22 protein-coding genes and 1 pseudogene are annotated in these 21480 nt (G+C 30.3%); 11 read left to right on the forward strand and 12 right to left on the reverse strand.

The features are described from left to right. Positions 1 to 20: 20 nt before the first annotated feature. The 3 genes from JJD95_RS07200 to JJD95_RS07210 are packed head-to-tail and all read right to left on the reverse strand — an operon-like array spanning position 21 to position 1632. Entirely contained in the window at positions 21 to 587 is a 567-nt protein-coding gene (locus JJD95_RS07200) for a class I SAM-dependent methyltransferase (RefSeq protein ID WP_291641804.1), read from the reverse strand. Next, on the reverse strand, positions 574 to 1170 hold the full coding sequence (locus JJD95_RS07205; RefSeq protein WP_291641806.1) for a 4Fe-4S binding protein: 597 nt from the start codon (positions 1168 to 1170) through the stop codon (positions 574 to 576). Before JJD95_RS07205 ends, JJD95_RS07200 begins: the two co-directional genes overlap by 14 nt. 21 nt (positions 1171 to 1191) lie before the next feature. After that, the gene (locus JJD95_RS07210) at positions 1192 to 1632 is read right to left on the reverse strand and encodes a rhodanese-like domain-containing protein (RefSeq protein WP_291641808.1); all 441 of its coding nucleotides are present in this window, start codon (positions 1630 to 1632) and stop codon (positions 1192 to 1194) included. A gap of 332 nt (positions 1633 to 1964) precedes the next feature. Here JJD95_RS07210 and JJD95_RS07215 point away from each other — a divergent pair. Then, positions 1965 to 2303: pseudogene (locus JJD95_RS07215) on the forward strand (aspartate 4-decarboxylase); the annotation flags it as partial. Between the two features lie 62 nt (positions 2304 to 2365). Here JJD95_RS07215 and JJD95_RS07220 read toward each other — a convergent pair. Next, positions 2366 to 2977: a 50S ribosomal protein L25 gene (locus JJD95_RS07220; RefSeq protein ID WP_291641810.1), complete on the reverse strand. Its 612-nt coding sequence runs from the start codon at positions 2975 to 2977 to the stop codon at positions 2366 to 2368. A 449-nt stretch (positions 2978 to 3426) separates the two neighbouring features. Here JJD95_RS07220 and JJD95_RS07225 point away from each other — a divergent pair, with 449 nt between their 5' ends. From JJD95_RS07225 to JJD95_RS07240, 4 genes are all read left to right on the forward strand, one after another. Then, the gene (locus JJD95_RS07225; protein ID WP_291641812.1) at positions 3427 to 4530 is read left to right on the forward strand and encodes an AI-2E family transporter; all 1104 of its coding nucleotides are present in this window, start codon (positions 3427 to 3429) and stop codon (positions 4528 to 4530) included. Between the two features lie 154 nt (positions 4531 to 4684). Further along, positions 4685 to 5050 (forward strand): GntR family transcriptional regulator, encoded by a 366-nt coding sequence (locus JJD95_RS07230; protein WP_291641814.1) that lies wholly within the window; start codon positions 4685 to 4687, stop codon positions 5048 to 5050. Positions 5051 to 5054: 4 nt separating this feature from the next. Next, a complete protein-coding gene (locus JJD95_RS07235) occupies positions 5055 to 5750 on the forward strand; it encodes an ABC transporter ATP-binding protein (protein ID WP_291641816.1) in 696 nt (231 codons plus the stop codon). Continuing rightward, positions 5750 to 6493 (forward strand): hypothetical protein, encoded by a 744-nt coding sequence (locus JJD95_RS07240; RefSeq protein ID WP_291641818.1) that lies wholly within the window; start codon positions 5750 to 5752, stop codon positions 6491 to 6493. Before JJD95_RS07235 ends, JJD95_RS07240 begins: the two co-directional genes overlap by 1 nt. Positions 6494 to 6575: 82 nt before the next feature. On the opposite strand, the gene JJD95_RS07245 is transcribed toward JJD95_RS07240, so the two are convergent. Then, complete coding sequence (locus JJD95_RS07245) at positions 6576 to 7274, reverse strand: DUF5668 domain-containing protein (protein ID WP_291641820.1); 699 nt, start codon at positions 7272 to 7274, stop codon at positions 6576 to 6578. Positions 7275 to 7513: 239 nt separating this feature from the next. Between JJD95_RS07245 and JJD95_RS07250 the strand changes: the two genes are divergently transcribed. Together JJD95_RS07250 and JJD95_RS07255 are read left to right on the forward strand one after the other, a co-directional pair. Beyond that, entirely contained in the window at positions 7514 to 7738 is a 225-nt protein-coding gene (locus JJD95_RS07250; RefSeq protein ID WP_291641822.1) for a hypothetical protein, read from the forward strand. A gap of 37 nt (positions 7739 to 7775) precedes the next feature. Further along, entirely contained in the window at positions 7776 to 8000 is a 225-nt protein-coding gene (locus JJD95_RS07255) for a hypothetical protein (RefSeq protein ID WP_291641824.1), read from the forward strand. Positions 8001 to 8076: 76 nt separating this feature from the next. Here JJD95_RS07255 and JJD95_RS07260 read toward each other — a convergent pair whose 3' ends face one another. Both JJD95_RS07260 and JJD95_RS07265 read right to left on the reverse strand, forming a co-directional pair. Beyond that, positions 8077 to 8625, reverse strand: a complete 549-nt coding sequence (locus tag JJD95_RS07260; RefSeq protein ID WP_291641825.1) for a GNAT family protein — start codon at positions 8623 to 8625, stop codon at positions 8077 to 8079. A gap of 78 nt (positions 8626 to 8703) precedes the next feature. Continuing rightward, positions 8704 to 9627, reverse strand: a complete 924-nt coding sequence (locus tag JJD95_RS07265; protein WP_367114787.1) for a DUF2156 domain-containing protein — start codon at positions 9625 to 9627, stop codon at positions 8704 to 8706. Positions 9628 to 9955: 328 nt separating this feature from the next. Here JJD95_RS07265 and JJD95_RS07270 point away from each other — a divergent pair, with 328 nt between their 5' ends. Both JJD95_RS07270 and JJD95_RS07275 read left to right on the forward strand, forming a co-directional pair. Next, positions 9956 to 10660, forward strand: coding sequence for a cytochrome c biogenesis protein CcdA (locus JJD95_RS07270; RefSeq protein ID WP_291641827.1), 705 nt, complete (start codon positions 9956 to 9958; stop codon positions 10658 to 10660). 17 nt (positions 10661 to 10677) lie between these two features. Further along, positions 10678 to 11277, forward strand: coding sequence for a TlpA disulfide reductase family protein (locus tag JJD95_RS07275; protein ID WP_291641829.1), 600 nt, complete (start codon positions 10678 to 10680; stop codon positions 11275 to 11277). Between the two features lie 79 nt (positions 11278 to 11356). On the opposite strand, the gene JJD95_RS07280 is transcribed toward JJD95_RS07275, so the two are convergent. After that, a complete protein-coding gene (locus tag JJD95_RS07280) occupies positions 11357 to 14761 on the reverse strand; it encodes an ATP-binding protein (protein ID WP_291641831.1) in 3405 nt (1134 codons plus the stop codon). A gap of 320 nt (positions 14762 to 15081) precedes the next feature. Here JJD95_RS07280 and JJD95_RS07285 point away from each other — a divergent pair, with 320 nt between their 5' ends. After that, on the forward strand, positions 15082 to 16323 hold the full coding sequence (locus JJD95_RS07285; protein ID WP_291641833.1) for an HlyC/CorC family transporter: 1242 nt from the start codon (positions 15082 to 15084) through the stop codon (positions 16321 to 16323). A gap of 65 nt (positions 16324 to 16388) precedes the next feature. Here JJD95_RS07285 and JJD95_RS07290 read toward each other — a convergent pair whose 3' ends face one another. Together JJD95_RS07290 and JJD95_RS07295 are read right to left on the reverse strand one after the other, a co-directional pair. Then, positions 16389 to 17495, reverse strand: a complete 1107-nt coding sequence (locus tag JJD95_RS07290) for a DEAD/DEAH box helicase (protein ID WP_291641835.1) — start codon at positions 17493 to 17495, stop codon at positions 16389 to 16391. A 147-nt stretch (positions 17496 to 17642) separates the two neighbouring features. After that, positions 17643 to 18221: a hypothetical protein gene (locus JJD95_RS07295; RefSeq protein WP_291641837.1), complete on the reverse strand. Its 579-nt coding sequence runs from the start codon at positions 18219 to 18221 to the stop codon at positions 17643 to 17645. Between the two features lie 317 nt (positions 18222 to 18538). On the opposite strand from JJD95_RS07295, the gene nhaC reads away from it, so the two are divergent. Continuing rightward, a complete protein-coding gene (gene nhaC / locus JJD95_RS07300; protein WP_291641839.1) occupies positions 18539 to 19978 on the forward strand; it encodes a Na+/H+ antiporter NhaC in 1440 nt (479 codons plus the stop codon). 39 nt (positions 19979 to 20017) lie between these two features. On the opposite strand, the gene JJD95_RS07305 is transcribed toward nhaC, so the two are convergent. Further along, the gene (locus tag JJD95_RS07305; protein ID WP_291641841.1) at positions 20018 to 20542 is read right to left on the reverse strand and encodes a hypothetical protein; all 525 of its coding nucleotides are present in this window, start codon (positions 20540 to 20542) and stop codon (positions 20018 to 20020) included. Positions 20543 to 20610: 68 nt separating this feature from the next. Further along, a complete protein-coding gene (locus JJD95_RS07310) occupies positions 20611 to 21426 on the reverse strand; it encodes a ZIP family metal transporter (RefSeq protein ID WP_291641843.1) in 816 nt (271 codons plus the stop codon). Between the last annotated feature and the right edge of the window lie 54 nt (positions 21427 to 21480).

Here is a 21480-nt window from a genome sequence, read left to right on the forward strand (position 1 = left end):
GGATAATTATATACAAATTATTATTTAATCTTTTCTAATCTTAGACCATAATGATTAGGTGATATATGTACACGTTCTACAGTTCTGAATCCTGCTATACTGCACAACTCCATCATTTCACATATAGAAATCCTGTGGTTAATAGGAGGTCCCATTTCCATTTTTCTTTTATCCCAGTCTATTATTAAAAAATAACCATCGTCTTTTAATACTCTTTTAACTTCATTAAAATATCTTGCCTTATCCTCTACTTCGTGAATAACATTGCTAATAAGCACATACTTAAAGCTATCCCCCTCTACAGGAAAAGTATATTCTTCACTTGTTATATACTCTATATTATTTATACCCGCCGCTTTAACCCTTGCAAAATCTAAAATCTCTGGAACTATATCTATCCCTATAACTTTATTGTTTTTAATAAGTTTTGAAGCCGGCAACGTAAAATACCCTATACCACACCCCACATCTAATAAAGCACCATTATCCTCAATTTTAAATTTTAACAGAGTTTCTTCTGGAGGCATTGTCCTTCTTCTTTCCGGATTATCTAATTTTTCTATATTCTTTATATTAAACTTGTGCATTTAATCCCTTCCTCTGTTTCTTGGATTTTTTACTAATAACCATGTCCGATATTGTATTTACAGGACATATGGTACACCACGTTCTAGGACTATACTTGAAAGCAAGCCCCATCCCTATAGCAGTACTTGTAAACATCATAGAATAAACTCTAAACGATAAGTGTACCGCCCAATTTGGTATAGAACTTATATTTAATAGCTGAGGCATATTCCATGGAAGTTGAAATGCAATCATAAATCTCACTTTTTCCATTGGTTCCATTCTACCACTAAATACCATTATCGTTGACATAAATAGTATAAATAAATTAAAACCAAAATAAATTAATAAATATTGTTTTGCATCACCTTTCCTCATCCATTTAGGTGCGACTTTTAAATTCTTATTTTTGAATAAAACTGTAAATAAATTTGCTCTTGGACAATAATTTTGACACCATGTCTTCTTGCCGTTTTTTGCAAGTAATATAAATGGAATAATCATGCATGCAAAACCAAGCCATGCAAAAATAATATTAAAAAACCCAAGTGTGAAAAATAGTATAGTTAATATATACAAGTTATTTGCCCATTTTTTATTCATATTAAATATCCTTTCCAACAGCTACTTTACAACCTCATAGGGCCAGTCAGCTATTCCTCCTAAATTATATACATTTTTGTATCCTTGCTCCACTAATATATTATCTGCAGCACGACTTCTGCTTCCGCTTCTGCAATATGTAAATATAATTGCTTCCTTATCCACAAGGTTTTTCTCTGCCTCCTCCGCAAGAGTATCTACAGGCATTAATATAGAATCTTTTATGTGACCAGATTCATATTCTTCCTTTGTTCTTACATCTAAAAGTATTATTTCCTTTTCACTATCCAGCCTCTTTTTAGCTTCTTCTGGAGTTATATTTTTAAAGGTAATTTGTTTTGATACATTTGTAACTTCATTTTTATTTTCAATATTCTTATTGCTACAACCCGAAAAAACTCCTACCATAAGAATGGCAGTTATTAGATAAATTATATTTTTACTCTTTAATTTTATACTCATTGATAACCTCCTAATTTAAAATAAGTAACCTTTTACTTATTTTATTATACCATACAGGGGTATAATAAAGAAGTATTTATTATACTTTTTCAAGACAATACAAATATCCCAATCTTTTCATCTATATTTAATACAAAAATGGATAGACTAAAAAATGTACTCAAACATCCAAAATAATTTTAAGGCAGGATAATCCTGCCTTAATTCACATTATACATACTTGCTCTTTGTTCAATCTATAATTTTTATCACATCATATTTTTTATGTTTTTAGTTTAACCATTTTATATGTTTTTAAGTATCTTTTATAATTTTAAGCTAAATTATATAGTAAAAAACTATTATTTGATAATTTAGGGATACAGTTAAGAGATGATGAGTATGATGCTGCCTATTATACTCAATTTGATTTATTAGAATGGGCCAAAAATAATTATAACGATGAATTTATGAATTATTTAAAAGAAAATTATAAACCAGTGGATGTCCTTTTAAAGTTAGCAGAAGAATCTTCTATAGTATTATTAAGCGGAAATGATTTTCATGGACCTGAATGGTCGATTAGAATATCCCTTGCCAATTTAGATGATGAATCTTACCCCACAATTGGGAAAGTACTTCGTAAGATTCTAGAGGAATACGTAGCCAAATGGAAAGTAGCTGATATTTAAAAAGTACCTAGTCTCAAATTTGAGACTAGGTACTTTTATATTTACTTTAATATATCATTTTTTTAAGCTTCAACTACAGGTTCAACAATAACTGCTTTCTCTGCATCTTCTTCTTCTTCTTCTTCAGCTATTTCTTTTCTTGCAACTACAGCTGCATAAACTACATCTTCTTCATCAGTAACTTTAATTTTTTCATTTAAATCAAAATCTTTTATTGTAACTGTATCTCCAAGTTTTCTATCTGATATATCAACTGTTACATAATCTGGCATTATAGCCATTACTCCCAAAACATCTATTTCAGATTTATGAACTGATAACTCAAGTAAATTGTCTATAAGTTTAGCTTCACCCTTGAAAGTAATAGGTAATTGTACTTTTACTTCTTGATCTAATGAAACAATTTGTATATCTATATGGTTAATTTTTGCTGATACGGGATGTCTTTGAATTTCTTTAACAAATCCAAATTTCTTTTCTTCTCCGTATTTAACCCATACTTTCGCATTAGAACCATGTTTTTTAAGAATCTTTATTAATTCTACTAATTCAAACTTTACAGATATTGCTTCCTTAATCTTATCTCCATACATTACACCTGCAACAAAACCTTCTTCATTAAATTTATGCTTTCCTGGAATTCTTTCTAATGCAACTAACATTGTTTCATTCATAATAATTCGCTCCTCTTGGCTTATTAAGCCCTTTGTTTAGTCTTTTGCCTACCTATGTTACCAATACTAATTCCCACTGAATTTTACGTTGAAATTTTAAATAATTTTATTTTTTTAACAAACAGACTTAAAAATTTAATATGTATAATTATAAACATTAAAAGAGAACATAAATTATTCTACTATCTCTAGTAATCGTAAATACATATATTAGATTTCTATATTGTATCTATTATTTATATTAATAAAAAAACAGCATCACTACTCAAACGGTAACATTAGTAATTAAACATAATTATATTATATCACATCTTAGCACATATTATCACTTAATAGCAAACAGAAATTACATACTATGTTACTAACTTCTGTAACCGTAATAAAACTCTTCATTTAATCGTTTTTAACTGTTATAATTATATTTATAAATATATATTGGAGGAATTAAATTGATTGAATATAAAAAAATACCATATATAAAATTTATTCCTATGATTATAATAACTTTTCTTATTTATAGAATAGTAAATAACATTGAAAATATAGGTTCATTACTTCAAAGAACTTCTTCTTTACTTAGTTATTTTATTTTGGGCTTCATTATAGCCTATTTACTTAATCCACTTATGCTCTACATTGAAAAGAAAACAAAAATAAAAAGAATTTATAGTATATGTATAATTTATACTGTTCTTATAGGTATAATTATTCTAATAATTACTTTGCTTACCCCCAGCGTTATTAAAAGTGTTCTCGATTTATTTACTATTATTCCTGTATTTGCAAATAAATCATATAACTGGTCTATTAATTTTCTTTCTAAAAATGAACTATTAAATAATTACAATATTAGGCCTTATTTAAAAAATTACCTCAATAATTTTAATAGTGATATATCTACATATTTTGCCCCTGGTTTACAACTTATAATTGATAACCTCATGAGTTTAACTGCTTTCTTTGTTAAATTAATGACTGGTATTGTGATTTCAATTTATTTTTTAATAGATAAAGAGTCTATTATTTATTATTTTAAAAAACTTATTTATGCTATTTTAAGTAAACCTATTGCTATCTGGCTAATTGATTTCGGAAAAATAGTTCATACTACTGTTAGTAAATATTTTGTAGGAAAAATAATTACCTCTATTATTTTTGGTTGTATTACTTTTATTGGATTCTTGATATTAAAAATACCCTATGCGTTGCCTTTTAGTTTATTTATAGGTGTGACAAATATGATCCCTTATTTTGGAAACATTATGGGAATGATCCCTGCTGTGATAATAACGCTATTCTTTAGTCCAATTAAGTCTGTAGAATTAATACTATTCGTTGTAACCTTAAGTAATATAGATGGATGGTTCATTTCTCCAAAAATTATTGGCGATAAAATTGGTCTTAGTCCAATACTCATAATACTGGGGCTTGTTCTCGGTGGAGGTCTTTTCGGCATTTGGGGAATGTTACTTGGAATTCCCGCCATAGCCTTAGTTAAGATGTTATTGGATGATTTTATTAACAAAAGACTTAAAAACAAAACAATTGAATAATAATAAGGATACGCTCTGTAAAATGTCGTATCCTTATTATTTTTTAAAATATTTATACACATTTTTAAAAATACCAGTTGACAGCTTTATATACCCAGTGTACTATTTAATCAATACACTATAACATCAACGAATTTATTAAAGAGGTGAATTTATGGACAAAAAATTTGATGATAGGATGCCTATATATCTGCAAATTATGGACCTTATAAAAAAAGACATTGTGACATACAAACTAAAGTGCGGAGACAAACTACCCTCTGTACGTGAAATGGCTGCTAATTTAAAGGTTAATCCAAATACTCTTCAAAGATCCTATCAGGAGCTAGAGAGATTAGAGATAGTTTATACCCAAAGGGGAATGGGTACATTTGTATCAGATGATATTACTATGGTTAATACATTAAAACTAGAAATGGTACAGAAAATCGTCGATTCTTTCATTTTTCAAATGGAAAGCTTAGGATATAGTGAAAATGAAATAATTAATTCTATTAATCTAAAAATTAGGGAGGTTTAAAATAATGGATAATATATTAGAAACAGAAAGCTTATCCAAGTCATATTACAGAAATAAAGCATTAAAAGAAGTAACTTTAAATGTTAGGCCTGGTAGTATTCTTGGTCTTTTGGGACCTAATGGAAGTGGAAAAACCACATTTTTAAAAATAATTGCAGGTATTCTCAATCCATCTTCTGGTAAAATCCTAATAGATGGTCACATTCCTGGGGTTTATACCAAAGGTATTGTTTCTTATTTACCTGACAATGAATATCTTCTTAAATGGATGAAAGTAAAAGATACAATTAAATACTTCAAAGATTTCTACAATGATTTTGATGAAAAAAAGGCTTATGAATTACTGGAATTTATGAAGCTTGATGCAAGCAGTAGTGTTAAAAGTCTTTCAAAGGGAATGAAAGAAAAACTAAAACTTACATTGGTACTTTCACGAAAAGCAAAACTATATGTACTAGATGAACCTCTTGGCGGTGTAGATCCCGTAGCTCGCGAAAAGATATTAGATTCAATAATTAGTAGCTTTAATGGGAAAAGCTCAATGATTATTACTACTCATTTAGTGAATGATATCGAAAGAATTTTTGACGAAGTTGCTTTCATTTCTGATGGTGAAATAGTCCTTACAGGGAATGCAGAAGAACTGAGAACAAGTAGAAATAAATCTATTGATGAATTGTATAGGGAGGTATTTAAATAATGTTTAAGCTTGTAAAATATGAATTAAGAGGAAACTTATTTACTATACTTGGTATTTGCATAACTCTGATAATCGCTAATTTACTACTATTAACAAGAATAGACTCCTGGGGCATAGATGTTGTAGGAGGATTTTCCATTCTTTTAGGTATTGGTGCTATAATCGTAATTTTTATATTTTCACTAAATATTATGAGTAAATATTTACATCAGGACTCTGGTTATCTTCTGTTTACATTACCACGGTCTGGCACTTCCATAATAATGTCTAGACTGATAACTTCATTAATACAAATTACTTTGGTGATTTTAGTATCTTTTCTTTGTGCTTATTTACTTATAGGAGAAGATATACCCCTGGAATTTTCTAAATACTTCAAAATTTATGGAATGGTATTAATTGAATATATTTACAGAGTTATCTCTTTTCTAACTTTTATATACTTTTGCATGATTATAGGTAAAGTAGCCTTTAGAAATAAAAAAATAGGTAAGATAGGTTCATTTGTAGTCTTTATACTACTCATCTTATTCATAGGTTGGATTCAGACAAAAATACTAATATTATTCCCACAAACTATAAATATTACCAAGCTTATAGGTTCTACAACTATAGGCGCAAATCAAACAGATATTCTTTCATATGTAGAAATCAACATTGCAATGAAAATTTCAAGTATATCCACTACCATTATCCTTTTTATGTCCGGATCCTATTTATTAGATAAAAAAGTTGATCTTTAAATAAGTGGTGCCACCCACGTGGCAAGTGGCATCTTATAATCATAAAGGTTCGGCAATCTACTTGCCGAACCTTTATGATTACTTAATAATTCCTATCTTTGTTTTTTATATCTACTCCACCAAAAGCTACAAAGCAATTTAAAGTTAAAACTGGTGCATCTGGATTATCATAGTTTCTGCCTCTAGTTTTATTTGACCATCCTCCAAAAATAGGAACGCCCTTCACTACAATCTTCCAGTCTGGAGGAACTATTATATTCACTCCGCCAAAAGTAGATGTTACATCTATTCTTGCACCATTATTTAAAAGAAAAGCATCTCTAAGATCCAGATCAATACCACCAAATATAGCAACAAGACTACCACCTCTAAAATTCTTAGATACATTTCTAGTTTTTACGCCTGAAAAAAGTGCTAAATTATCCACCATGTCCTCGTCAATTTCTACTTTACTAAATTCATAGTTTTTTTTAGCTGAATTTCTTGGAACTAACATCGATACCCCAATAGCTATTATTATGCCAGGCCAAAAAAATCTTGTTAGACTAACAGTAATAATATCAAGCTTTCGCATTTGAAATAGTACACCAAGTACTATTAATACGATTCCTGAAGTTTTAGAAACTGGTTTTCCACTTAACTGACTTACTCCAGCGCCTATTAGTATAAGTGGCCACCATATTGATATTATGTTCCCCAAACTCCAAAATCCTAATTGTTGAAATATTGCACTAACACCAATTAATATAAATATGATTCCTAAAAAAACTTTACCTTTCAAAATAATCGCCCCTTTATGTGCCACCCACGTGGCAAATGGCTTATTTATAACAATAACTTATCCTTATATTCATGTCAACATGATTATTGTAAGTAGTCATCACTACTTTATTATATATGCGAATAAAAGGTGGCAATGTTAATTTATATACTACTGGTTTACTTTTAGTATAAACAAAATATCTAATGGGCACAATATCTACAATATAAATCGAACAAAATTTTGAAAGGTGGTTCTCTATGAAAGATAAGAATTTAGATGGTACAAATAATTTAGAAGATGAATGGGATGAAGATGATATTTTAAACGATGATTTGTCTAACATGTATAACATATCTAACATGTCTAATATGATTAATACGTCTAACATTTTCATGCCTAATACACCAAACATACTGAACATTAATACTACTGACGTTTTAGAAGACATTTCCGATGATAAGAACAGTAATAATAAAGATTAACTACACTAAAATAGAATTAGTAGAGGGGATGTTTTTTATGAGCCAAAACAAAAATATTGTAGCTAAAAATCAAAACTTTATTCCGGGCAGCGAAGGTATTTCACCTGATGATAGCGGAAATATGAATAATGGAATTGGAGCTAAAAAACAAAGCATGGTTGCTTCGACTCAAGATAGTAAAAACGCTACTAATGGTTATAAGAATAATGGAAATGCTGGAGTACAAGCTGCAAATCAGCAAGCAACTAGAAACAAAAACTAGATAATATTCAATTACAGAAAACACATTAAGCATAAAAAACACAGTAGATTTATATAAATCTACTGTGTTTTTTAAATTATTTTTTTAAAGCATCCCACTCCGGTCTCAGTATTCCATATAAATACATATCATATCGCTTTCCATCTCTATGTATAAATTCTCTATAGACCCCTTCTCTTTTGAATCCTAATTTCTCATATAGTTTAATAGCAGTTTCATTGTATTCAAGCACAGTAAGCTCTATCCTATGCAAATTCAGCTCCTCAAAACCAAACTCCATAGTAAGTCTAAGAGCTTCCTTTGCATATCCTCGCCCCCTGTGTTTTTCTTCCCCAATTCCTATATAAATTAAAGCAGTCCCATTGTTCCATGATACATTTTCAAATCCTGTAATCCCAACGAATTCTTTATGTTCCAGACTTTTTATAGCAAAAATATGTGCTGTACTACATTTTCTTATGTCACTAATTATCTCTTTTACCTCTTCCACATCTTTAGGAATCGCACTTACTATATCATAATAACGCATAAATGCTACATCATTGTGCCACTTTTGAATTTGCAAAATTTCTTCTTCGTTTATAGAAGTAAGCTTTACTTTTTCTCCAATCAAAAGATTTTTCATTATATCACTTCCTCTAGTTTTATTAAAATACTACCTAAGTTATCTTCGAAAAAAAAGACTAGCCCAGCTAGTCTTTCTTTATGAGATAATCTTACAAAGATGATTGACACTAAAAATATACTTTTTCTCTAATTTCAAAGGGTGATATGATAATTTAGATTTTCTAAGACCATCAATTCCTAGGTCTTGTTCTCTATTAATTATCTTAACATCACTAAAACATCTATCAATAAAAGTTTTGTTAATAAAGCTGTACACTCCACTATAATTCATATCTCCCTTTTCTATATGAATTACTGCTAAACCATCATTTAATTTTTCTCCTAAACTAAAAGCTACTATTTTATCATCTACATAAACAGCTATGCCCACAGTATTCATAATATCCAAGTTTTTCACAACATCTTTTATTCCCTGTAGTTCATAAAAAAGCATATAATCATCACTATTATCCTCATACCATTTTTCTGCAGCTACTATTACGTCATTTTTAACCTTTTCATCTTCAATATCTTTAACTTCATAATTATAATTCTTAATAAATGAATTATAATGATTCTTTTTCCCATGTAGTTTCTTACCTGAAAGCTTAATAAGCTTTTCAGCTTCATACAAATAATCAAAATTATCTCTATCTTCTTTTATACAAATACACTTAACATCATGATCATCATATATGTCTTTTATTTCTCCCATAAATTCTTCATCAAGGTCTTTAAATAAATAATCCATATTGTGTTCTGTCTTATACTCCATTAGTTCTTTTATTATTTCTTTAAGATTTTCTTTGTTATAACCTAATGGCTGCATAAAGTAATATTTTCCTTCAAAATCTTTTTTCTTTATTATTAGAGCACCTTTATAAGTTGTAAAACAAATATCACAAGCTTTTCTCCATATATATAAAGTTGTAAAAGAATATTCGCAGCTTAAAAATTTATATGGGTTTATAAAATTCTCCAATATATCTTTATCCTCAATTACAAGTCTTTTAAAAATCATTATATCAACCTTTCCCTTCAATATGCGACATAAATATAAATTTCTATTTACATCAATACATATTATACACTTTTTTCTAGGTCTTCGCAAATAAATTTTCTGTGAACCACCATAATTCCAATATAAGAAATTTATAATCATAACAGGAATGTTAGTCTTTTTCCATCTATTTCTATAATAATTACTTTATAATAATTATTATGATTTACTATATTATTATATCATGGTAATATGGTATAGTAAATACTATATCAATAATTTATATTTATATTTAATTATATTCTTTACAAATTTTAATTAAATTACTATCATATGAGGTGATGCAAACTTGGACAATATTTCTTTCATATTAGCATTTTCAGCAGGGTTACTTTCTTTTTTATCCCCCTGTGTTTTACCACTAGTACCGGCGTACATTAGTTACTTAACCGGAACAGCCATTAATGAATTAGATAATAAAAAAGCAAAACTTACTATATTATATAAATCTTTTGGATTTGTGTTAGGTTTTTCTATTATATTCATTATAATGGGCGCATCTATAACCACCATTGGCAAACTTTTTAACGATAATCAAATTATTTTCAGAAAAATTAGTGGAGTTTTAATGATTATATTTGGTTTCCATACAATGGGTTTACTAAAGATTAAACTGCTTTATAGAGAAAAAAGATTTTTTTCCTTTAATAAAGCTAGTGGTAAGTTCGGTTCTATACTTATGGGTATGGCTTTTGCTGCCGGTTGGACCCCTTGTATAGGTCCTATTTTGTCATCTATACTTATTTATGCAAGTAGTTTTGAAACAATTGGAAAGGGTATTATTCTGCTTTCTGTATATTCATTAGGTCTTGCCGTTCCCTTTATATTGACTGCTCTTGCAATAGGCAGCTTTACAAAACACAAAAATGCGATTTTTAAATATTTACCTATAGTATCCTATATAAGTGGAATACTCTTAGTAGCAATGGGTGTTCTAATTTTCACAAATAACGTAACCAAGTTAAGTGCTTATTTAAATTTTTTTAATTTTTAATTGATTGGAGGATAATAATGAAAAAACTGATTTTACCATTACTTATTGTCTTAGTATTTGGCATAAGCATTTATACTGTAACTAATTACAATAAAAATAAAGCAAAGGATTTAGCCCTAACTAAAGTTGAAAATTCAGAGGAAAATAATACAACTAAAAGCGCAGAATCTACAACTGAAAAAGAACCTACTCCTGATAAAAGTACTGTTCTTGATAAAACACCAGCTTTAGATTTCAAACTTAAGGATTTAAACGGCAAAGAAGTATCCCTAAGTGATTTCAAAGGTAAAAAAGTATTTCTAAATTTTTGGGCAAGTTGGTGCCCTCCTTGCAAAGCGGAAATGCCTGATATTGAAAAATTATATAATGAAACTAAGAATTCTGATTTAATTATCTTGGCTGTAAATCTCGGTGAAAATAAAAGTGATGTCACCTCTTTTATTAATGACAATAAATATAGCTTCCCAGTTTTATTGGATTCAGATCAAAATGTAGCCGCTCAATATAATATTCAATATATTCCAACTAGCTTCTTTATAAATGCGGAGGGTAATATTATAAAGACTAAAGGTCCTATGACTCTAGAAGAAATGAAATCCTTTATTATAGAATTTTAATTATATCAATTCATTAACTAAAACCCCAATGAAAATTCATTATAATTTCATTGGGGCTTTTAGTTGAATTATCATTAATCTATTTATATATATCAGAGAATTCTATCGATAGATTTTCATCATAGTTTGTTTCAAATACCTCTCTGTTTTTAAAACCTTTTTCTTCTTCTTCTTTATCAACCACTCTAACTGGCAGGGTTATAATAAACTCACTTCCTTTTCCCTCTTCACTATTCACAGAAATTTTACCCTCATGCATTTCTACAAGCGACTTTACTAATGCAAGACCAATACCACTACCTTCATTCTGCCTTGATGTAGATTTATCGATTTGGGCAAACCGTTCGAAAATAAATTTTAACTTATCTTTTGGAATACCTATGCCTGTATCTTTCACAGATATTTCAACAAAATCACCTTTATCATAAACATTAACTAGAATACTTCCATTCTTTTTTGTAAATTTAACTGCATTCGATAGTAAATTAAGCATAATACGCTCAATTTTTTCTTCATCAAATGCTATTATTTTTTCTTCTATATCAGTATCAAATATAAGGGTTATGCCATTGTTTTTTATATACTCAGCTACAGATTGTGATATTTCCTCTACAACATAGACTATATCTCCATTTTTGAGGTTAAGGCTTATGTAGTTTGCATCTATTTTAGTGGTGTCTATTATATTGTTTATAAGTCTAAGTAACCTTAAAGAATTCTGATTCATTATCTTGATATAATATTTAATTTTTTCATCGCCTAATTGTTTTGATCCATCCAAAGTCTTCAATAACTGTATGGTACTACAAATTACATTTAGAGGAGTTCTAAGTTCATGTGACATATTAGCTAAAAATTCTGTTTTAACCTTATCATTTGCCACAAGTTGCTCTAGCCGTCTACCAGTTTCAACGCTTTTAATCCTAAGTTTTTCAGCTTTATTTTCAGCTGCTGAAATCTCATGCACTAGAGCTAATGCACCATTTACTGAATGTTTTAAGGCTATAAGTGTATTTATTCTACACAATAACTCATTTATGTTAAAAGGTTTCTTTAAATAATCATTTGCACCACACTCAAAGGATATAACCATGTTCTCAAGTTTGCTATCTGCAGTCATAATTAATATCGGAAGTTCAAAAGCAGACTGTTTTTCCCTGATTATTTGGCATACTTTATAACCCAAAATATCAGGCATCATCATATCAAGAATTACTAAATCTAAATCTGAATTTTCTTCTACTAATTGCAATGCATCCTTACCACAAGAAGCTTGTAATACCTCAAAAGTACTGCTTGACAAAAAATTCTTTAGAACCTTAAGATTAACGTACTCATCATCCACTATTAAAATTTTGTACTTCTCTTTGCTACTCGAATTTATGTTTTCACTAATGATTTTCTTTAAACTATCCTTGGATATAGTTAGTTTACTAGGTTTTAACTCTATAGTACTTAAACTCTCAGCTAATATTTCTTCAGCATCTTTATTAATTTTTTTATATATATTCTTGCTAGGGGAACTCTTTAGCTGTTCGCTTTTGCATATTGGAAGAGTAAACACAAATTCACTTCCTTGTCCCATGACTGAAGAAACCTTTATACTTCCACCCTGTATTTCAATAAGTTCTTTAGTTACATAAAGACCTACCCCAGTACCACCATACTTTTCTGAAATACCCTCTGCCTGCTCATATCTGGTGAAAATATCATTGAGCTTTTGCTTTGGAATCCCTATCCCTGTATCTGTTACATAAATACATACAAAAGAGTTTTTTACAGCGTATGATAATGTTATTTGTCCACTATGCGTGAATTTTATAGCATTGCTGAGTAAATTGTATAAAATTTGCTGTATCCTATCTTCATCACCAAATACACAGGGTGTATTTATGTCAATTGTATTTGAAAAGGTAACATTTTTATTATTTAGTGATATTTGACTGAATTTCATTACCATTTCTACCACATTTCTTATATTAACAGGTTTCCTATGTAATAATATTTTGTTGTTTTTAAGCTTAGAGAATGTCATCATATCATTAACCAAGTTAGATAATCTTTTAGCACTTGAGTTCACTAAAAGCAGGTCCTCTCTAAGTTCTTCATCTAAATTAGAATTTTTATTATTTACTATTCCTTCAGTTAATCCAATAATCCCATTAAGTGGAGTTTTTAACTCATGAGATGTCATAGCAAGGAAATCATCTTTTAAGTGGTCTAATGATTCTAGTTTAGCACTAATATTCTCAACTCTTGAAAGTTCGTTTGCTTGCCTTTTTGCTAAAACATAGTAATTGACAATAATAAATACCAATATCCCTAGTGATGCAAAAGAACCTGTAATTATTATACTGTATTCATACAATATATCGTTAATTCTCGTAATAATTAGCGCAAAAAGCCCTACCAGAATTATATAGTCAGTTTCTTTCTTGTATATATATATTTTTGAAAGTTTGTACATCATATAAAAAAGTGACATAAGCGCAAATATCTCAAATGGCGCTAAATAATATATATAGTATTTAATAGGAAGGAAAATTACAATTAAAGTATATAACAACGCTAAATAATTGGATGTTTTTATAAATTTAATTGAAAGTGTTTTTTTGTATGAATAATATATAAATAAAATTATAAAAGGGATGTACGAGTAAAATGTCCAGATTTTTAATTTCGTAAAAAAATCATAATCAAAGTTAGGTAACAATGAAATAATGAAGCCTTCGCCGACAAGTAATGTTCTAATGGCAATGATTACACAAATCATCGCAAAATATAATTGAGCCTTATCTTTTCTTCTATTAATAAATACACCAAAACTATATATAGCAGCCATAATGGTACATCCAATTATGAATAAATCCAATGCCAGCTTATTCTCTCTCATTGCTGTAATTTCGGAAGACCCACCTAACACTAATGTATCTATATATGCATATTGATTGTAGAAATTACTGATTCTAAGTAATAAGTAACCTTGTCCATTTTCTACATAAAAGGAACCTATAGCTGGAGTTCGTTGTCGCACCATTTCTTCTTTTGTTTTACCCACCTGTCCAACAGAGGCTATTAATCTATCGTCAGCAAGAAGTTCGAATGCACCTTGAATATAATCTGCTTTCACAGAGTAAAGGTCCTCGTTATTATTCATAAGCACCTTCAATCTATATGTACAATATCCCTGATGTCCAAAAACACCTGGTAGCTTTTCATTCCTTACAGCTATCTCAGAATCACTTTGAAAATCACTAGGCATATACAACTCATTATCATAAAACTCCCACTCTCCATTAAGTTTTATCATACCATCTTTTTCGAAATCCCAATCTCTTAAGTCTAATACCCCTTTAACAGCCATTGGTATATTTTTTTCTGTATGACTAACTTCACTACTTCCTTTAATTATTACCAAAAGTATAATTAAAGTTATTGATAGTAAAATAAATATTTTACTTCTACTACACTTAATTTCTTTCATGAATTAACTCCTTTATTAATTTTGTTTATAGTATCATTTCAAACTAAATGCTTACAATATATAATACCATATTATATGTAATATATATATATACCAACAAAATAGTACACATTGTTACATATATTTAATATTGTAGATAAATAATACATTATAGTATTGTTGGAAACAGACAAAAAAATTGGGATTTTGAATTACTTACTCTTGATTTTTTTATATCCAATATAAAACAATTGTTAAAACATTAATGCTAAATCGATACAAATATTTCTTAATTCATGGTATAATCTTGTTAGTTAAATCTTAAGGAGTGTGAACACAGTATGGACCCCGATGCGTGGCAAATTATATCTTTAGTTATTTTATTAATGCTTTCTGCCTTTTTCTCTGCCTCTGAAACTGCTTTAATGAGTTTAAGCAAAATCAGGTTACGACATATGGTAGATTCTGAAACTAAAGGTGCTGAACGAATTAATAAATTAATTAAAAATCCAAGTAAACTTTTAGGTTCTATTTTGGTAGGAAATAATATTTCAAATATTGGTGCTTCTGCACTAGCAACTTCACTAGCAATTAACCTTTATGGAGACTCTGGAGTAGGTATTGCAACAATTGCAATGACAGTTCTTGTGTTGATCTTTGCAGAAATAACACCGAAGTCACTAGCTGCACAAAATTCCGAAAAAATATCTCTAAAAATTGCTGGCCCAATAAGTGTAATTACATTTGTTTTAAATCCACTTATCACAGTGTTAATTTATATAACAAATACAATTATTAAGATACTTGGTGGCGAAATTGATAAGGTAAAACCTTTTATTACTGAAGAAGAATTAAAAACAATGGTTAGTGTAAGTCATGAGGAAGGTGTTTTAGAAGGCGAAGAAAAACAAATGATTTATAATGTATTTGAGTTTGGAGATTCGCAAGCAAAGGATGTTATGACTCCACGAACTGATATGATTGTAGCAAATATAACCTCAACTTATCAAGAACTCATAAATATTTTTAGGGAAGAGCAATTTTCTAGATTACCTATATATGAAGAGACCGTTGATAATATTATTGGAGTTTTATATATTAAAGATTTAATTTTCTTTGAAGATGGAAAAGAAGAGTTCAGCATAGAAAAGCATATGCGTGTTCCGTACTTTACCTATGAGTTTAAAAGCACTGTTGATTTATTTGCAGATATGCGAGCAAAGCGAGTGCCTATAGCTATTTTATTAGATGAATATGGCGGTACTTCTGGTATTGTTACTATCGAGGATTTAGTGGAAGAAATTGTTGGAGATTTAGAAGATGAATATGATGATGATGAAGATAAAATTGAAGTCATTAAAGAGGATGAATACATTGTTGATGGTGATACTAAAATAAGCATGGTTAATGAAATGATAGGCCTCAACATAGAATCAGAGGACTTTGACTCCATAGGTGGTTTTGTTACAGGATTACTTGGGAGACTTCCAAAGACTGGTGAAACCATAAATTATAATGATACGAAATTCACTATACAAAGCACCAGTAGAAATCGTATTGTAAAAATGAAAATTATAACATAAAAATAAAAAAGTACTTAAGGTGGTTATTTAAACCATCTTTAAGTACTTTAATATTTGTAAATCAACTACAAAATTTTCCTAGGAATCTGACATTTTATTTTCTTCTCTATAGAATCCAAAATAAACTTATCCTTAGGGGCTGCAAATAAATATGTGTATCCCTCTTCGCCCGCTCTTCCAGTTCTTCCTATACGGTGTATATAGCCTTCAGCGCTTTCAGGTATATCATAGTTATAAACATGACTCACGCCGTTTATATCAAGTCCTCTAGCCGCTACATCCGTGGCAATTAAATACTGAATGTCACAGTTTTTAAATTCTTTCATTATTTTTTCTCGTTTCGATTGTGTTATATCAGAATGTAACTTTTTACAGTTATATCCTTTTTTATAAAGAGCCATCTCAAGATCATCGACTCTTCTTTTAGTTCTACAAAAAATTATTGCCATAAAGGGGTTTCCTTCATCTAAAACCTTGCATAAATCTTCTTGTTTTCTTCTATCAGTGGTTTCTATCAAAAATTGTTTTATATTTTTAAGGGTTGTTTGTTCTTTCTTTATAATTATCTCTTTAGGGTCGTTCATAAACTTGTAAGCAAGTTTTTTAACATCTGAGCTCATAGTTGCTGAAAAACATAATGTTTGCCTACTTTTTGGTGTTTTCGATATGATAGCTTCAATATCGTTCTTAAATCCCATAAGAAGCATTTGATCTGCCTCATCTAATACTAAGGTCTTCAAATTATCCAGTACAACCGTTCCACGACTAAGATGGTCAAGAAGTCTACCTGGCGTTGCAATAACCAGATGAATATTTCCCTTTAGTTTTTTAAGCTGCACACCTATATCTTTTCCACCATAGGCAGCCAAAATATTTATTTTTTTATCCCCTACAAGCTTCTTAGCTTCTGTTGTTATTTGTATTGCAAGTTCTCTTGTAGGTGTAACTATTAATCCTTGAATTGTATTTATATCAGGGGACATATTATTAAACATTGGCAGTAGAAATGCCAGTGTCTTACCTGTGCCTGTTTGTGCCTCTGCTATAACATCTTTTCCTGCTTTTATTAATTCGATACTTTGCTCTTGAATCGGAGTTGGCTCATTTATTCCTTGAATTTTAAGTATATCCAGAATATCGTCGTTGATTCCTAATTTTTTAAACTTTATCATTATCATTTACCTTTCTATCTAAAACATATTTTCGTCAGTCTATTATACCATTAGTGCCACCCACGTGGGTGGCACTAAAAAACAGCCAATCCACAAGGGTTGGCTGTTTTTTTTAGGTTGTCTACTTTTGCAAGCACACAGTATAATTTATTTCTTTAATTCTTTAACTCCAGTTACTTCACTTGTTTCATCCATTGTAAATGTAGATTGGGCTTCTTCAGTAGTGAAATATACATTTCCGTCTACTTTAGCATCTTTTAACTTAAAGTCATTTGCTGAAACATAAAGGTCACCTATGAAAATTCCATGTTCTATACTTCCCATAACACTTTTAAAAGTTAATTTTGGTGCAGTCAAAGTGAATCTATTAGTTACGTTACGATCTTCATCTTGTGTGTATAGACCTATCTTACGTTGCATAAGTTCTATAGTTTCATCTTTTTCATCTGTTTTACCATTTTTAAAATCTCCATCAACTACAAGCTCTTTGTCAAAAGTTAAATCCTTTAGTGTTGCAATGATCCAAGTACCTTCAGCGCTTATAGCACTTTCAAAAGCTGCTTCAGTATCTACAATTGATGCTGTTGTTACTACGTCAGCCACTGCTGCTGTTGTTTCTTCAGTTATTGTTGTTTCTTCAGTTTTTGCTGGTTCATTATTAGCACCACATCCTACTAATAATGTAGCACCTAGAGCTAATGTTAATAATATTGCTTTGATTTTCATTTGAATACCCCCGTCGTTATTATTTTTTTATTAATGTTTTATATCTTGAACAAGCTCATCATATCATATGTGATAAAAAAATAACAAGATGAAATCGATATAATTTCGCTTACAAAATGAACAAAATTAAAATCTAGTGCACCAACACGGAAAATGTCAAAAAAATGGTAAGTTAATATATTTTATTGCTTTTTTTCTGAAAAATCTGTATAATATCACTTACACATTATATGAATTTTAAATTAATTATAAATTTATAATATTCATGTAAACCTTTAAGTTTTTCGAAATACTATAACATAGAGGAGGAATTATAAATGGCTTCAAAAGTAAAAAAGCCTAGAGAAGCAAAATTATGGGAGGCTTTAATACCGATAGTTGGTACTATAGCACTTCTAATGTATTCTGTGTTACCTTATTTCAAGGTTGAGCAGTCAGTCCATGTTTCATTAATTTTTGGAACAGTTATAGCTACTATAGTTGCTATAACTAGACTTGGATACTCTTGGAAAGATATTGAAGATGGAATTATAGGTAGTATTTCTGGAACTATGCAAGCAATACTTATTCTAGCAATTATAGGTATGATTATAGGTACATGGATTCTTGGTGGAATTGTGCCTACACTTATTTATTATGGATTACAAATACTAAGCCCATCAATATTCTTAGTTGCAACATGTTTGCTTTGTGCTGTTGTTTCAATATCTACAGGCAGTTCATGGACTACAGCAGGCACTGTAGGTATAGCACTAATGGGTGTTGCTGCAGGTCTTCAAATACCAGCACCAATGGCAGCAGGTGCAATAATTTCCGGAGCATATTTTGGTGATAAAATGTCTCCACTATCAGATACTACAAATCTAGCGCCTGCTATGGCTGGCGCAAATTTATTTGACCATATTAAACATATGGTATATACAACAGGAGTCAGTTTGACAATTGCTTTAATTGGCTATGCAATACTTGGGTTTAGATTTGCCGGAAAAACACTTGATTCATCTAAAATAGATGCAATCACAGATCTAATGAGCCAAACCTTTACAATAAACCCAGTTTTACTATTGGTACCTATTATTGTTATAGTTTTAGTTGCTAAAAAAGTACCTGCTATTCCAGGTTTATTTATAGGTGTAATACTTGGTGGCATTGCTGCTATCGCTACTCAAGGTGCTAGCTTCGCTGATGTAACACTGGCAATGCAGGACGGTATTGTATCCAAAACTGGAAATGTGCTTTTAGATGATCTTCTTACTAGAGGTGGATATCAAAGCATGATGTGGACAATATCTTTAATAATAGCAGCACTTTCTTTTGGGGGTGTACTTGAGAAAACTGGAATGCTTGAGACTCTTGCAAAGAGAGTACTTAGATATGCAAAGAGTACAGGTTCACTCGTAACAGCTACAGTTTTTACAGCAATATTTGCAAATATACTAGCTGGTGATCAATATCTTTCAATCGTGCTTCCCGGAAAAATGTACAAGGAAGAGTTCCACAAAAGAGGTCTCGCTCCTAGGAATCTTTCAAGATGTCTTGAAGATGCTGGTACAATAACTTCTCCACTTGTTCCATGGAACACATGTGGAGCATTTATGTCCACCTCCCTTGGAATTGCAACGATTTCATATCTTCCTTACTGCTTCTTAAATCTTGTTAATCCCTTTGTATCCATCTTCTTTGGATATACAGGAATTACAATGATGAAACTTGAAGATGATCCATCAGCTCCAGAATATACTGGTTCAAAAAAATAGTTATAAAAAATCCTTGTTGAAATTCCAACAAGGATTTTTTTATATAATTTTTTTATGCCTTTCATTTACCTTAGCAAGTATTTTATCCCTTAATGCATCTCCATTCTCAACAAAAGAAATTAGAACCTTAGACGCCATATTGAAATTTATGTTTAAATCTGTATCTCCCTCATCGTCAGAGATAATTCTAACAATTTCGTTAAAGGATTTTCTAGATTTTATACCACTTACCCCCTCCACCTTGATACCTTTCTTTCTTGTAAATGCATATAGTAATGTAGTGTCATCGTCAATTCCATGGACTGCGCAAAAAGCAATATTATCAAATTTTATAGTTTTGATTCCAAAGGGTTTGTATATTTTGATTTTTTGATTATCCACTGTTATGGAGAGTATTAGCCCCTTATAAGTATTAAAAGCAGATAAAATAAAAATCACCATCATTATTATTTCGAGTGCAACATTATCAATATACAGATAACTCACAATGGCTAATAATACAGATATTGTAAAGATACTACCAAGTTTTATTATAGAATCGCGTTTCCCGGTAAATTTGTCCATGTATCCTCCTTTGTTTAACATTATTTTGTCCTCTAGATCTAGTAATTTTATAATATTTTCTATAAATATTACCCCAAAGCTACATCTAATATCATCATAATTGCAAAACCTAGCATAGCACCAATTGTTGAAATATCTGTTTTTGAATCCTGTTGTGATTCCGGTATTAATTCTTCAACAACTACAAAAATCATAGCTCCTGCTGCAAAAGATAATGCATAGGGAAGAATAGGTTTCATAGCTATTACTGCAAATGCTCCTATGACTCCAGCTATAGGTTCTACTATGCCTGATGCCTGACCATATATAAAACTTTTAGAGCGAGAGAACCCCTCTCGCCTGAGTGGTATAGAAACGGCAGCTCCTTCTGGAAAGTTTTGAATACCAATTCCAATTGCCAGTGCAACAGCTCCCGCAAGTGATGCTGAAGGTAGTCCCGCCGCTACTGCTCCAAAAGCAACTCCAACTGCAAGTCCTTCTGGTATGTTGTGTAGTGTTATAGCGGATACTAGTAATACACTTCTTTGCCAACTAGTTTTAATTCCTTCCGCTTGCTCTATTGGTTGATTAAGATGTAAATGCGGTAAAATTTTATCTACTGCTAAAAGAAAAGTTCCGCCTGCTAAAAATCCTACTGCTGCAGGTATCCACGCCGGCGTACTTGTTTGCTCTGCCATTTCTATAGCAGGTGCCAGTAGAGACCAAAAACTAGCGGCAATCATAACTCCTGCTGCAAACCCAAGCATCCCATTTAAAACCTTTCTATTTATCTCTTTAAAGAAAAATACTAATGATGCTCCGAGTGCTGTTACACCCCAAGTAAATAGTGTTGCAATAAGGGCTTGAATTATAGTATCAAACCCACTAAGCCAATTTATTATCATAAAAACCCTCCATTCTAAACTCTTATCAATGTTGTCTGTTTACTGGTGCCTTGC

The sequence above is a fragment of the Clostridium sp. genome (assembly GCF_016650035.1).
Classification (GTDB): domain Bacteria; phylum Bacillota; class Clostridia; order Clostridiales; family Clostridiaceae; genus Clostridium_AD.